Below are 14,097 nucleotides of genomic sequence, written 5' to 3'. Positions count from 1 at the left end.
TTAATCGCACAGCTCCAAGGCGAGCTTCATTTCGCTGCAGGTCCGGCTTCCACCATAAATCGCCGGCTCTCTAGGCCTAACAAACGAAATTACTGTTCCTCTTCAACGCTCCATATGCATAAAATCGTTAGTTTCGATTATAAAGATTGCACGGTTCGGTGTCAAGAGAACGAACAGGAACTTAAATGGATAAGATGCGATTTCATACTCCATTATTATTTCACTTGTAGTCCCGATATTGTTTTATTCGCTCCAGCTCCAAAACCTATCATTCCAAAAATAACAGCAACCACAACTAACATAACTAATGAAATCGTCCAATTGTTCGTCAAATCATGAATAAGGCCAAACAACAGCGGGCCTGCAGCTGCAAGCAGATAACCCAGCGATTGTGCCATTCCCGATAGCTGAGCCGATTGTCTCGTGCTGCTCGTCCGAAGCACGAAAAACATAACCGCGAGACTAAAGCCGGAGCCGCCGGCAATTCCGAGTAATATCATACAAATCGGAATGAGATCCACATTTCCGCTAAGAAGACCTAAGTAGCCGCAAAGCAGCAATATAGAGGTAATGATGACGAGCATTCTTTGACTTGCTTGTTTTCCCGCAATGACTGGTATGATGAATGTGGCGGGCAGACTTACAAATTGCAGCAATGATAGCATCCAGCCTGCATCAATGTGACTCATACCACGGTCAAACAAGATTTCAGGCAGCCATGATATATTAACGTAGAAGCAAAACGATTGAAGGCCCATAAATAAGGCCACCTGCCAAGCTAAGCCAGAGCGTAGCAGACTGCCGCCCTTCTCACCACTCGTTGCTGCCTTGTTTTTGTCCTTGCGGGCAAACGAACGAATTTGCGGTACCCAAGCTGCAGTAGCAATGAGCGCGAGCAGCGCCCAGCAGGCAAGCATCCCTTGCCAGCCAAACGAAAGCTCCTCTGTTATGGGAATGCTAAACCCCGAAGCTAAGGCCGCGCCTAAGTTCATTACGACGGAATACAAACCGGTCATTAAACCGACTGTCGCCGGGAAATCCCTTTTTATCATGCTTGGAAGCAAAACATTGGCAACTGCAATCGCCATGCCAAGCAGGATCGTTCCTACAAATAAAGCTGCTATGGTCGGTAGTGATCGAATAACGATTGCGCCCGTGAGTACAACCATTGCAATAAAAAGTGTATTTTCCATACTTATGCGCTGCGCAATACGTGGCACAAGTGGCGAAATAAGTGCAAACGCAAGCAGCGGCAAGGTCGTTAGCAAACCTGTTAATGCGCTGGAGATGCCGAATGAACGTTGAATTTCAGATACAATTGGCCCAACAGCCGTTAGTGGTGCTCGCAAATTAGCGGCAATTAGCAAAATGCCAAGTAGCAGAAGCCACGTGCTTGTTACAGCCACCTTAGCAGAAGTTGTTGATGCTGATGCTAAATTAGAGTTATTGATTTTCACGAAGTAATCCTTCTTTCTCATGCTGTTCGTTCTAAGTTGTTTATTTTCCCATATAACTGCCTTTAACATTCGACAAAGCGGCTCTATAAGATAATTATAAAATACAAAAAACGGCGATCATTTTTTTGCTCGGTACCAATATTCGTATTGTGGGACATATCCGATTTTATCGTACAGCCGATTGGCCGCTGCGTTATCTTTTACGACAAGCAAATACCCTTCCGTCGCTCCTCGTTCCTTGCCCCATTGCAGCAAATGCAAAACAAGCTGCTCTCCAAAACCTCTATTTCGATAGTTCGGATCAGTAACAATATCATACAGCCCAATCCAGCCATCCTCGATGACCCCATATCCGCATGCCACCGGTATTCCATTATCGTGTAAGATTGCACAGCATTTCACAAGCGGAGATTGTTCTAGCATTTTACGTGTAGTTGACCGCTGCTCATCCGATAATTGGTTAAACACCATAGCGGCATCGAGCCAGCTCTCTGTGGCCTCCTGTTCGAGCCAAATATCTGCGTGAGAGGGCGATGGAATCTCAGATAGATGGATCGTCATCACAATCGTCCGGTCGATAAGCTCATAACCGCGCGACGCCAGTTCCTCATCAAGTGAGGTTGGCTGGATGAAGGGTGTAATTTTAAAAACAGAGCGAACACCCTTGCATTCATACAGCTCCTCACAGGAGCGTATTTTTGCATCAAGCCCCAGAGTATGGCCAAAAACAGGGTTAATCGAATTGGAACGTTTCGTATAACCTTCTGCAAGCCGAAGCAGCCAGCCGTCGTAGACAACCGTTTGCAAAGCCGGCCAACCGTTTAGGCTCATTTCCTCTATTCGAAAATGCAACATTCTCTTAATCTGCTCTAAATGATGCCGATCATGCCATATAAAATCCTTCAAATACTGCCCTGCTTCAAACGCATGCCCGTCCGCATCCACATAGGCAGCTCCATACTGCTCATCTGTTAAATGTGCTATCGTGTCAATTATCCGCTCTCGTATGCTAATGGCTTCACGTACTAACTCCACTATCGAAGTTGACTTGCCATATGTTTTCGCTTTTTCGTTAAACTCATCATAATGTAGGTGTTTGACCGTAAGGGGCAAGCCTGCTTGCACCTTGAGAATCGCCTCTTCATAGAAATACTCATCCCAACGTAAAATATGCGCTGCGACCTCACGAACCGACCATTTCCCCAGCGCTACACTCTGATTCCAAAAACGTTCATTGTAGTGTGCCAAATCCGTAATAAACGTTATCCATTCACCAAAGTTGCATAGAAGTTGCTCTTTTTCGGTAGCCATTTGCAATTCCCTCTCTCAGTAAATTGGTAGACTCATCCAGACTTACAATTATCATAATGGATGATCCATTTATGAGCGAGATTTTTTTCCTTTTTAAAACAAAAAAAGCCGCCTCATGAGCAGCCAATTGCGATTCTGATCCTCATACCATATCAAATCGTTCAAGCTGTTCCAGCTGATTTTCCTTTTTCAATATTTCACGCTGCATTGGTCCAAGCAAATCGAAATGAGGGTACTCTGATCGAGCATGAATATAACGAGGGTTAAGGCCGTTATCCAGACACCAACGCGAGAGCTTCTCCATATCGGAGCAGCCTACCTTCGTTACCGTTCGCATGTCTGGAAACCTCGAATCCAGCCAGTAGTGCGTCAGAAAAGCAATCTCTCCGCGGGCAACGGCTTCCTTCCATTGCTGCATCTCTTTTCTTTTTATGCCAAAAGCCACAGCACATCGCTCCTTAACGTTGAACATTCCTTGCTCGTCGTATAGGTTCCTTTAAGTCAGTATGTTCTTGACTCTACCTACTTGCCCATCATTCAGTCTCACTTTAATACCATGAGGATGTTTAGGCGAATTTGTCAAAATATCTTTCACGACACCTCGTGTCAGCTTGCCAGTCCGTTGATCCTGCTTCAAAACGATGTCCACCGATAGGCCCGCTTTGATCGCGGAGCGCTCTGTTCCATTCATATTTACCATTCCTCTGCTGCTCTAATGTCGGCTTCTAGCATAGCATAAGCAAAGTAAAGATGCACATTATAAGGACAGCTGTTATACTTAACATCAAAAGATGTAAACGAAAAGAGGAAATGTATTAATGTCAAACGCATTTAACGCTTTGGGTATTATCCCCAAGCTAAGCGAATTGCTACACCAAGATGGAATTATCGAGCCGACACCGGTTCAAAAGCAAGCGATTCCACTTCTGCTCAACGGGCAGGATGTTATTGCACAAGCTCAGACGGGCACAGGCAAAACGATTGCGTTTGCTTTGCCTATTTTGCAACGTATTAATATAGAGAAAGAGCAAGTACAGGCTCTCATATTAACTCCAACAAGGGAACTTGCGATTCAAATTACGAGCGAGCTTAAAAAACTTGTGCCAGCTGTTGGCGTAAGCGTGCTTGCTGCCTATGGCGGCCAAGACGTTGATGCGCAAATTCGCAAGCTGCAACGCTCGCCCCATATCGTAGTTGCAACACCTGGTCGTCTAATCGATCATATGAAACGTGAAACGGTCAGCTTAGGCAAGCTGCAAATGCTCGTTCTCGATGAAGCCGATCAAATGCTCCACATGGGCTTCCTGCCTGATGTAGAAAGCATTATTTCACAAACACCGAAAGCTCGTCAAACGATGTTGTTCTCCGCTACAATGCCTGATGCGATTCGCAAATTGGCAGCGGATTATATGAAAACTCCTGTTGACATTCGTGTACGCAGCACAAATGTAACGCTGGACAGCATTACACAAATCGTCTATGAGACGACGGATAGAAGCAAACAGCAGGCACTCGTGCATTTGCTTGAGCGTCATCAGCCTTATTTGGCTGTTATTTTTTGCCGGACTAAGGTTCGCGCGAAAAAACTAAACAAGGAACTCCAAGAGATTGGTATCGAGTCAGATGAGCTGCACGGCGATCTAACGCAAGCGAAGCGCGAGCAAGTAATGAAACGCTTTAGAGACGCTAGACTACAGGTGCTCGTAGCGACTGATGTTGCTGCTCGCGGACTAGATGTTGAAGGTGTAACTCATGTTTACAACTACGACGTTCCACAAGACGGTGAACTGTATATACACCGTATCGGTAGAACAGGACGCGCTGGTCAAGAAGGCGCCGCGATTACACTAGCAACACCTTATGACAAAAACCATTTGATTCTTATTGAACAAAGCATAAATGCTAAACTTACTCGTCGTGCGCTTGACAGCGAAGGCAATGAAACATCTGTACGCGCGCAATCTGGCGATCGACCTGAGAGAGAACGCAGCTCATCTGGCAAAAGCAATACGCGCGGTTCCGGCAGTAAGCCATCCGAAGGTGGACGTCGCGGCGGTCGCGACCGTTCTGCTCAAGGAGATCGCAATGCGAAACCAGGTGGACGTAGAGGCCAACGCGAGACCGTTCGTCCTACTTCTGGCAAACGTACTGGCAGAACGGCTGAGGTTCGCGGGCAAGCTCCCGAAGCAGCTGGCGAAAGTGCAGGCTGGCCAGCTAAGCGCGGTGAGCGATTCGACACCGCAAGCCCCGCTCGCGGTAATGAACGCTCCCAAAGACGCAGCAGCTCAACTCAAGGTGGCGATCGTTCCGAGACTCGTGGCAGCTCAGCTCGCGGTGGCGAACGCTCCGAGACTCGTGGCAGCTCAGCTCGCGGTGGCGAACGCTCCGAGACTCGCGGCAACTCAGCTCGTGGCGGCGCAAGTCGCAATGGGGGTTTTGGTACCCCACGCGTTGCAGAGCATGTCGCGGGCCGTGGCTCTTCCAAGGTCGATAGCCCTTGGGAAGCAGCACGTAGCGATTTCAAAATTAAAACACTAAATGAGCACGAGAATGGCCGCGGAAGCGGTAAACGCGGCAAATCTTCACCTGGTGGACGCAGTAGTTCGCCAGCTGGCGGTCGCAGCAGCTCACGGAGCGGAAGCTCCTTCAATAAACCACGCGGCGGCGGCGGCGGCCGCAATCGCTAATCGATATTGAATGAAGTAAGAGCGGTCAACACAGGATTATAATCCTTGTGAAGACCGCTCTTTTCTTTTACAGAACAATTCATAAAACTAACCCTTCTGACATTCGCCTAATTGTCGGGCTATCTAGACAAATGTCCAATCGTTATGGGTGAATATACATACTATACGGTATACCGAACAACGGGAAAGTACAGCTCGAGCAAACAGCCTGGCTTCGGAATTTTTCGATAGGGGGAAATTAGCATGTCCGGTGTACACGGTGGTTTTTCATCTTTAGGCGTCATCTTGGTGTTGTTCATCCTTCTGGTCATTATCTCCAGATCAGTCATCGTATAAGATGCCTCTACGCAGCCATAAAAAAAAGCGCTTGAGCTAAGCTCTGGCGCTTTTTTCCGTATTTAACTCCAAGCGTGTTCGTAAAGTGCTTTTGCCACGCCATCTTCCATATTCGAAAGGGCAACTGCATTAGCTGCCAGCTTGACTTCCTCAGGAGAATTCCCCATTGCTATACCCATGCCCGCAAATTGCAGCATCGTAATATCATTATGATAATTGCCGATTGCCAGAATTCGGCTTCGATCAATTCCTTTGATTGCTGCAAGCTGCTGCAATGCTCTTCCTTTATTGGCTTCGTTATGATGAACGTCGATAAAAAAGTCTCCGCTGCGAATCGAATGGAGGTGCTTCGGCCATCCCGCCCATTCCGTCTGTACGACATCCATTTGATCTTTCGTTCCAAATACTGTGAATTTCACAAGTCCGCTTGGCAAGCCTAGTCGGAAATCCTGAATCGATGGATTAGCCTGAAAATGACCATACATCGCTTCTGCTTCCGGCGTCATGTTCTCAACCATCATTTCGAATGCTGTGTTCAAATCAAAATGAATCCCGTTCTCACGACAGTATTGAATGAAGCTCAATAAATGCTCGGGTACCATATCGAATTGGTGAACAACTGAACGGTCATCTGCATTGATCGTTGCTGCGCCATTGTGGGTAATAATCGTCCCGCCTAGTCCGAGCTCCTTCAGCACCGGAAGTGCTCCAGATGGTCCTCGCCCTGTACATAACACGATTTGAGCCCCGCGATTGGCAGCCTCATGTACCGACTCTCGAATAGCTTCCGTCAGCACATGATCATCTGTAAGCAGCGTACCATCTACATCTAATGCAATTAAGTCATAATTCAAGCTCATATCTCCACTCCTATTCCACTCTCTTTATAAGTTCTCTCTCTATCTCTTTATTACATCAATCAATAGATATGAATAGTTAATCAATCTTCCTTTTATGTGAGCGCAGAAGCTCTACCTCCTCTTCAGACAGCTCCCGATATGAGCCCTCCTCGAGGTTTTCATCCAGCTTTAGAGGCCCCATCGACACTCTTTTCAAGTATACGACCTTTTTACCGACAGCTTCAAACATTCTTTTCACTTGGTGAAACTTACCTTCCATAATCGTAAGCGATATCCTTGAAATTATCTCATCATCCCGTTGTTCACGATCCATGATTTGCAAATCAGCGGGCATCGTAACGTACCCGTCATCTAAAGTGACGCCAACAGAGAAAATCTGTTTATCTTCTTCACCAACATCTCCAAGAACCAATGCTTCGTAGGTTTTCGCAACATGCTTGCGCGGGGACAACAGCTCGTGAGCGAGCTGTCCATCATTTGTCAGCAAAAGCAAGCCAACGGTGTCTTTATCCAGCCGTCCAACTGGAAACGGATCTCGCTGCCGATCGCTGAGCTCGAGCAAATCGATAACCGTGCGTTCACGACCGTCCTCCGTTGCTGAAATAACGCCCTGCGGCTTATTCAGCATAAAATAAACGACATCCCGATATACAACCGGTGCTCCGTCAAAATAAACCTTTGCATGATCTGGGTCAACGATTAATCCGCTGTCTTTCACCACTTTATCATCGACAACAACCATGCCCAGCTTCACCGCTCTTTTAATTTCGCTGCGCGTACCGAGTCCCATATGAGCGATCAGCTTGTCAATACGAATTCTTTTACTCATTCTACATCCATCTCCATCCTGCTGGCAGTTCATTTTTAATCATTCCAGCGGCATATTTCCCCCAACCGATTGGGAAACCGTCCGTACATACCAAAATATATCCCTTTGAAGGAGCACCATCATGCACCGTTAGTTCGGATTCATTAACAAATAAGGTTTCCCCTTTGAGGTATCGAATCGTCTGCTCGTCAGACGAGCTCCAATTAATGGAGCGCACTGCTTCATCTCGCATTAAACCCAATGCAAGCGGGTGTGACGGTTCAAATCGACCTCGAACAGCTTCACCTACATACCATCCTGCTCTAGCCACGCGCAATCCATCAAGCGGCGGCAGTTCTGCTGGCTGTATATATACGCGTGAACCATAAGCGACTACACGCCCTTGCCAGCTTAAAGCATTTATTGCAAATTGCTCCGCATACTGATGCCATAACTCGATTGGACTCGCTGCTTCCTCGGTAATGTTCAGCGCTGCTCCATCACGATTACTGCCTGCTGATCGCTTGTTAGCAGGGCGTTCCAATCCAGCGTTAGCCCAATCATTTCTAGTTTGACGTTTGCCTGCACGACGTTCATCTCTATGATCCTGCTTCTTCTCTTGTCTCTTCGCGCTGCTTAGCGTTGACTCGCGCTTTAGACTTCCTCCAGTGGACTGAACTCTCTGGCGTTCAACTGAAGCGGCTGCCCCTATCCACTCTGCTGGGCTGCTCACCCGCTCCCCGCTGCGTCTTAGGACAGCCGCATAATGGCCTTCTCCCTCGATTAAATGCGGCCATAGCCTTATTGTCCCTTGAATAGATTGGAGACGCTCAGCGTCTAGTTTCGCCGTCTCTTCGGCTAAATCGGCTCTGCCTGCGGTCCAACCGTACCGAGGAGAAATAGCTTCAATAAAAAAATCATCATGCTCCGCTAGAAAACGAGCAATTTGTTGCTCGTTCTCCTCCGGCGAGAACGTGCATGTCGAATAGACCATTCTCCCGCCCGGTGCCAGCATCGCTGCCGCATGATGCAAAATATCACGTTGCATCAAGGAGCATCTCTCAATTGAGTGCTTCTCCCATTCCGCTATCATTGAATCATCCTTGCGAAACATGCCTTCGCCGGAGCATGGCGCATCGATGAGAATACGATCGAACCATTCAGGAAATACAGATGCAATTGCAGCAGGCTCATCGTTTAGTACGACGGCATTACGAACACCTGCAAGCTCTATATTTTTAGCTAGAGCTTTTGTTCTTTCTCTAGCATTGTCATTCGTGACCAGCACTCCGCTGCCTTGAAGCTTCCCCGCAATTTGCGTCGATTTGCCGCCAGGGGCCGCGCATAAATCAAGAACACGTTGGCCAGGCAGCACGTCAAGCAATTCTACAGGAGCCATCGCACTCGGTTCTTGAATATAATAAAGTCCGGCGTGATAATGCGGATGTTTGCCTGGTCGCTCACCTTCTTTGTAATACAGACCATCCGGAGCCCAAGGAACTTCACGCACCTCTTCGCCCAGGGCAGATAACTTTTTCCATTGCTCGACATTCAGCTTTAATCGATTGATTCGTAAACCATATACTCTTGGAGCATCATAAGAAGACATAAATTTGTCATATTCGTCTCCAAGCAGTTTTTCCATTTTTTCCGTGAAATTACGCGGCAAATTGCCGTTCATGCTCATTTCCTCCTGCCAAATATCGTCGGTGTCAGTGCTCTTACATACTAGTACGGATTTGTTATATAATATATTTAAGTAAGGACATGCTGCTAACAAATAGCTTGTCCTCAATAAATTTGTTTCGGAGGTAGTTGCTTAAATGAAGAAGAAAAAGAAATTGAAAATGATTTATGTGTATATCGGAATCGTTGTTATTTTATTCGGACTAATAACCGTATTAAACAACAGTGGCAAGGTAAACGCCGTCTATGACAAAAAACTCTCAGAGCTGAACCCAGAAACACGTAAGCTGCTTGATGATCCTAATTATCAGAATATCATATTACCGGCTGAATTGGACAAGAAGGTTGCCGATAAGGAAGATTTTTTCGTTTACCTTTTTGCATCTGACTGTCCGCATTGCCAAAGAACAACGCCACAGCTGATGCCATTGGTTGACGAGCTTGGTATTGACCTTCCGCAATTCAACCTAAGAGAGTTTCCAAGCTATTTTAACAAATATAATGTCGAGTTCACACCTACACTTGCTTATTTCAAAGATGGCGTTCAAATTGACAAGCTAGAGGGCGGACTTGCTGAAGAAGGAACTACTGGTTATAAAATAGAAGACTTCAGAGCGTTTTTCAATAAATATTCAGGAGCTGAAACGAAATGATGAAGCGTCAGCGCCAAACGGCTGAGCAGATCACGGAGGAGCAAAAAAATTCCCGCATTCGTAGCATCATGTATGCTTTGCTGCTCGCATTCGCTTTTATTACTTTGCTCACCGCATGCGGCTTAGCAAATGACGACAAGGCAGGCGCTGAGCATCAACACGGTTCCGAAACTTGGCAAACAACCGCATCTTATGACGAGCTTCCCGGATTCCTCTCGGACTATACGCCGCATACGAGCGAGCTCTATAAGGCAGTCCATGCTCACGCTGACATTATGAGCGGTATTACATGCTATTGCGGCTGCTCGGATGGATTAGCCGTTGAAACCCCTCATGATTCGCTTCTGCGCTGCTACGTAGCCGAACATCCCGCAGACGAGGGGGCTGTCACTTGGACCAATCACAGCACAAGCTGCGGCATTTGTAAGAAAGAGATGGAAGAAGTAGTCGCCTTAAGCAAGCAAGGCAAGACCAAGGATGAAATACGTGCAGAGATAGATAAGTTGTACAAGCCAAAAAAATCCAGTGATTAATTTCGAACATAAAATTGAAGAAGCTGTCCAGTAAGGTCGGAGTAGACCCTATTGGGCAGCTTCTTTTTTTAAAAAAATCCCTTATCTCAATAAAAAGCGCCTGTTGCTTAAAATGTTTTTATTTGCTCCAATCAACGATTAATTTTGCCATCAGTACCAGATCGAGAATATCAATAATCTTGTCGTTATTCAAATCTCCGAATTTAACTGCATTCCAGTTGCTGTCGCCTTCCTTCGCACCGTATGATTTCACTAGGATTGCCAAGTCTACGATACTAACCTTCTCATCGTGGTTATTGTCACCAGGGATATTAATAATTTCAAGAACATGCGAATCGCCTGCTATCGTTCGTTCTTCCACACTATCGGATAATACGGCTTTTTTCACAGTGATTTGGGTTGGACCCGCCAACGTTCCTGCCTTAGCTTGGAATGTCAGCTTCAACCAATCCCCATTCGCGTTTGTCTGAGCCTCGTTCAAATGCACTGCGATCAATCTTATTTGTCCATCTTTATCCTTGGTTTCGGGAATCAGAAATTTATTTTCAAACATGGTTTCTGCCGAAACGAAGGTTAACTTGGAAGGATCATATTCAATCGTAATATCTTCCGCCATAACTGAGCTAGCTACGTTTTCTAGACCGTAAGTAAGCGTGATGGAACCTCCGACCGTGACTTTCGCTTCACCTTTTAAGCTGGCCTTTTCCGTCTGCTTTTCAATCACCGTGCCTGTAAAATCAATTTCACTCATGCTCGTAAAGGTGCCTGCTGCATTATAGGTACTCTTCACGACAAATTTGATATACCTGCCGGAAATCGTTTTGTTAAGTGGCGTAAAGTCTTTATACGTACTTCCAGTCCACGTTTTGCCGAAGGTACCCGTCGCTTTATTAGCATCATTCGCAAGGAACGCCTCATCACTCAAATCAGATAAACGATCGGAAGCGTACACTTCAAAATCCTTCGGAAACTCCAGAGCGGTTTGATTCATTCTGCTCGTTCTCTGAACGCCGCTCAAGCTGTGGCTATCCTTCGAGTCAATAATGACCCAATGCGGGAAGTCTGCCGCTGGAGCCTCCCATTTGGAATGCCAAATAGTCGCCTTATCACCATCGAGTATATTTAATGCAAATGCATCTTCATTATCTGCATATGAGCTGAACGAATCGATTGAAAATGTCGATTTAGGAACAAATAGATAAGTTACAGATTCCTTGGCCGCTGCCAAAGCAAGCATAAGATTCACATAAGCCTCATCTATTTCGCTCACAGGGCTGACGGGTGTAACCGCCGATGCTGTGTTCAAGGCAGAACGAAGCTCACTCAGCCTTGCAGCTGAATAAGTGACGCCTACGACACTGTCGCTTGAAGCTTCAAAGGCTGCAGCATCAACCATCAGTACACTTAACTGCTCATACGTATAATAAGGGATGATTTTGTAGGAATCGGATAACGCTTTTATCTCCGTTGCAGACAGCGTCCTCTTCCAAATTTTCAAATCGTCCATCGTGACGTTGGCGCCGCCGTTCCCTTTGTTTCCATCTGCGCCAATAATCGTATTAAAAGCAGTATCTACACTGCTTGTGCCAAGTGCCGCCATCTCCTTGGACGCTTTTTCCACGCCATCGAAATACACTTTGCCAACTTGGTTTGTTCGGTCGACGGTGACCGTAAGCAAATGCCACTCATTGCCTATGCTTCCCGCCGAAGTATCCATTCTATTGGTGCCGTCCGCGATGTTCAACGTCATCGCGTTTGCTACAGCAGGTCCGATATACCAACCGACGTTTTTGCCGCTGTTCCAGTTTTTATTCGAGATAACTGTCTGATCTCCGGATAAATTACCCATATGCCAGAACGAAACAGTAAAGCTGCCATTGCCAAACTTCAGGTCGCTGCGGTTGCCCAGATCGATATGATTCGCATTGCCTGCTTGGATATAAGCTGCTTTACTCGATTTGCCCTGCACGTAAGTTACGCTTCCACGCGATACCGCCGAGCCTGTCACTCCGCTCGCATCATCGTTCAAATTATCGTCAAATTTCATGTCGACTACGAGTTCCTTCCACATCGTTTCAGGATCGATTGGCGTAAGCTCTGGCAGCGTGCCGCCCGTTCGGAATGTCTGCTGGATTGCGCTGGACTTGTTGCCGTAGCTATCAACCGCATAAATAACCGCAGTATACGTCGTTTGCGGTTCAAGCCCGTCCAGAGGAATAGTCATCGCATTCGGAATCGGCGTGAAGAAATAGTCCGAGAAAACATTAACCGATTTCGCTATCGTACCTGTCCTCTTGTTCGTTAGCGTCAGCTCGTAATGATGCATGTTCTGGTCATCCTTGGCTTGGTTGAAGGACAACTTAGGAATGCCATCCAAATCCGTCACTTTCAGATCCGTAACAGCCGGGAATTGCGGTGCTACTTTATTGCGGTTCGCACTCGTGTATTTGAAGTTGCTCTTAATCTCTTGATTCGTATTGCCTTTCAGCTCAATGACCCATTTCTCGCCAGATATCGTGCCCACGCTGTTGAAAGGGGGAACCGGAGTCCAATTATCCATAATGTCAGCGGGATCCGCATTAAATGCGATTCTGTCTACTTCAATCCGGTCCGCATACACTTCGATAAAATCAGCTTGAGATACCGGAAATTCAAAGCGGCTGACAAGTCCTGCATTCGTAACCGCAGAGTAGCCGTGCTCTGCTTCTATGTATGACATCGATCCCAAATTCAAAGCGGTGAAGTCCTTCTGGTAAATGGAACGCTCATCACTATTAGTCAGATGGGAGTGCCCGGACAACGTAATAACCTGCGGGTATCCAGCCAGGTCGCTGTTGAGGTTCGGATTGGATGCCTGCTGTCCATCCATTACCGTACCCGTGATAGGCTGATGAATGCCTACAAAGATCGGTTTATTTTTGCTTAACGGATCAGCTGTAATTTCAGCCAGCCTGCCCTTAAGCCAATTACGTTGGCCAGTGTCAGAGTTGTAGTTGTTTCCGTTCAAGAAAAAGAAATAATAGCCGCCGATTTGGGTTTCATAATAGCCATTGGACTGTGACGTAAACCACTCCGCTGGATAATGTTCGTTTACTTTTGCGACTGTCGCATCATGGTTGCCCATTGCAACATGCATTTTCGTATTTGTCATATTTTTTCTAGTAAGATTGGCTTGGAAAATCTCCCGCACCATTTGATGATCATTCGGTTTGTCTCCCCCGTTATCGTTGATCATATCGCCCACAACGAGAATGGCATCAGGATTTGGGAAGATAGACGCAATCGTATTGAAATAGCTTTCATATCTTGGATCGCCTGTCGTGCGCGAGCCAACATGAACGTCTGACATGGCTACAAATTGCAGCAGCGGCTTCTCACTTGTTTTAATGATGTAACCGAAAGTTACAGGCTTGCTCGCCACGCCATCCTTTATCGCAATAGCACTAAGATTTGTGGTCTTCGCAATCGCAATAGGATTTTTGTCTGCTTTTAAGCTTTTTTCATTAGGCAGCGTACCGTCAAGTGTATAGTAAATATTAGCCTCACTGGTCTTCGTACTTAATACAACTGCTATTGCTGCCTCATAGCGTCCTCCATCCACAGATGCTATAGGTGCTTGTACCGCCGCATCAGCTGCGCTTGCTGAACGAATGAACCATTGTACATTGGAACATAAAACAGCTATTACAATGAAAACAGCTAAACTTCTTCTCCACTTAAAAAACAACTCAATCACTCCTTTTATTTTCTTGTTTCATGTGCATTA

General features: G+C 46.4%; 12 protein-coding genes and 1 other annotated feature (1 of these 13 running past the window's edge). Of the genes, 4 read left to right on the top strand and 8 right to left on the bottom strand.

Going from position 1 to position 14,097, the window contains the following annotated elements; genetic code table 11:
* Positions 1-115 (bottom strand) — a binding site (T-box leader); it reaches 139 nt to the left of the window's first position.
* A 100-nt stretch (positions 116-215) separates the two neighbouring features.
* The 4 genes from AC787_RS07380 to AC787_RS07365 all read right to left on the bottom strand — a co-directional run bounded on the left by AC787_RS07380 (position 216) and on the right by AC787_RS07365 (position 3,459).
* Positions 216-1,457, bottom strand: coding sequence for a CynX/NimT family MFS transporter (locus AC787_RS07380; RefSeq protein WP_235560924.1), 1,242 nt, complete (start codon positions 1,455-1,457; stop codon positions 216-218).
* 117 nt (positions 1,458-1,574) lie between these two features.
* Positions 1,575-2,768: a GNAT family N-acetyltransferase gene (locus tag AC787_RS33105; RefSeq protein WP_082360666.1), complete on the bottom strand. Its 1,194-nt coding sequence runs from the start codon at positions 2,766-2,768 to the stop codon at positions 1,575-1,577.
* A 142-nt stretch (positions 2,769-2,910) separates the two neighbouring features.
* On the bottom strand, positions 2,911-3,213 hold the full coding sequence (locus tag AC787_RS07370; RefSeq protein WP_054024185.1) for a hypothetical protein: 303 nt from the start codon (positions 3,211-3,213) through the stop codon (positions 2,911-2,913).
* A 51-nt stretch (positions 3,214-3,264) separates the two neighbouring features.
* On the bottom strand, positions 3,265-3,459 hold the full coding sequence (locus AC787_RS07365) for a YwbE family protein (protein ID WP_054024184.1): 195 nt from the start codon (positions 3,457-3,459) through the stop codon (positions 3,265-3,267).
* A gap of 127 nt (positions 3,460-3,586) precedes the next feature.
* On the opposite strand from AC787_RS07365, the gene AC787_RS07360 reads away from it, so the two are divergent.
* Positions 3,587-5,455 carry a DEAD/DEAH box helicase gene (locus tag AC787_RS07360; RefSeq protein WP_054024183.1) on the top strand — a complete coding sequence of 623 codons (1,869 nt, stop codon included), beginning with the start codon at positions 3,587-3,589 and terminating at the stop codon, positions 5,453-5,455.
* Positions 5,456-5,698: 243 nt separating this feature from the next.
* Positions 5,699-5,791 carry a sporulation protein YjcZ gene (locus tag AC787_RS33700; protein ID WP_152970597.1) on the top strand — a complete coding sequence of 31 codons (93 nt, stop codon included), beginning with the start codon at positions 5,699-5,701 and terminating at the stop codon, positions 5,789-5,791.
* 62 nt (positions 5,792-5,853) lie between these two features.
* Here AC787_RS33700 and AC787_RS07355 read toward each other — a convergent pair whose 3' ends face one another.
* The 3 genes from AC787_RS07355 to AC787_RS07345 all read right to left on the bottom strand — a co-directional run bounded on the left by AC787_RS07355 (position 5,854) and on the right by AC787_RS07345 (position 9,140).
* Entirely contained in the window at positions 5,854-6,651 is a 798-nt protein-coding gene (locus AC787_RS07355; protein WP_200930704.1) for a Cof-type HAD-IIB family hydrolase, read from the bottom strand.
* A 76-nt stretch (positions 6,652-6,727) separates the two neighbouring features.
* Positions 6,728-7,480, bottom strand: a complete 753-nt coding sequence (locus AC787_RS07350; RefSeq protein WP_054024182.1) for a 16S rRNA pseudouridine(516) synthase — start codon at positions 7,478-7,480, stop codon at positions 6,728-6,730.
* A gap of 1 nt (position 7,481) precedes the next feature.
* Entirely contained in the window at positions 7,482-9,140 is a 1,659-nt protein-coding gene (locus tag AC787_RS07345) for an RsmF rRNA methyltransferase first C-terminal domain-containing protein (protein ID WP_054024181.1), read from the bottom strand.
* A 142-nt stretch (positions 9,141-9,282) separates the two neighbouring features.
* Here AC787_RS07345 and AC787_RS07340 point away from each other — a divergent pair, with 142 nt between their 5' ends.
* Together AC787_RS07340 and AC787_RS07335 are read left to right on the top strand one after the other, a co-directional pair.
* The gene (locus AC787_RS07340; RefSeq protein ID WP_054024180.1) at positions 9,283-9,798 is read left to right on the top strand and encodes a thioredoxin family protein; all 516 of its coding nucleotides are present in this window, start codon (positions 9,283-9,285) and stop codon (positions 9,796-9,798) included.
* Entirely contained in the window at positions 9,795-10,331 is a 537-nt protein-coding gene (locus AC787_RS07335; RefSeq protein WP_054024179.1) for a PCYCGC motif-containing (lipo)protein, read from the top strand. The genes AC787_RS07340 and AC787_RS07335 overlap by 4 nt, the downstream gene beginning before the upstream one ends.
* 118 nt (positions 10,332-10,449) lie before the next feature.
* Here the strand turns inward: AC787_RS07335 and AC787_RS07330 are convergent, their stop codons facing one another.
* Positions 10,450-14,058: a LamG-like jellyroll fold domain-containing protein gene (locus AC787_RS07330; protein WP_054024178.1), complete on the bottom strand. Its 3,609-nt coding sequence runs from the start codon at positions 14,056-14,058 to the stop codon at positions 10,450-10,452.
* Positions 14,059-14,097 lie beyond the last annotated feature (39 nt).

Source organism: Bacillus sp. FJAT-28004 (assembly GCF_001280845.1).
In the GTDB taxonomy this organism is placed as follows: Bacteria; Bacillota; Bacilli; order Paenibacillales; family Paenibacillaceae; genus Pristimantibacillus.
This window is presented reverse-complemented; position numbering and strand designations above follow the sequence as displayed.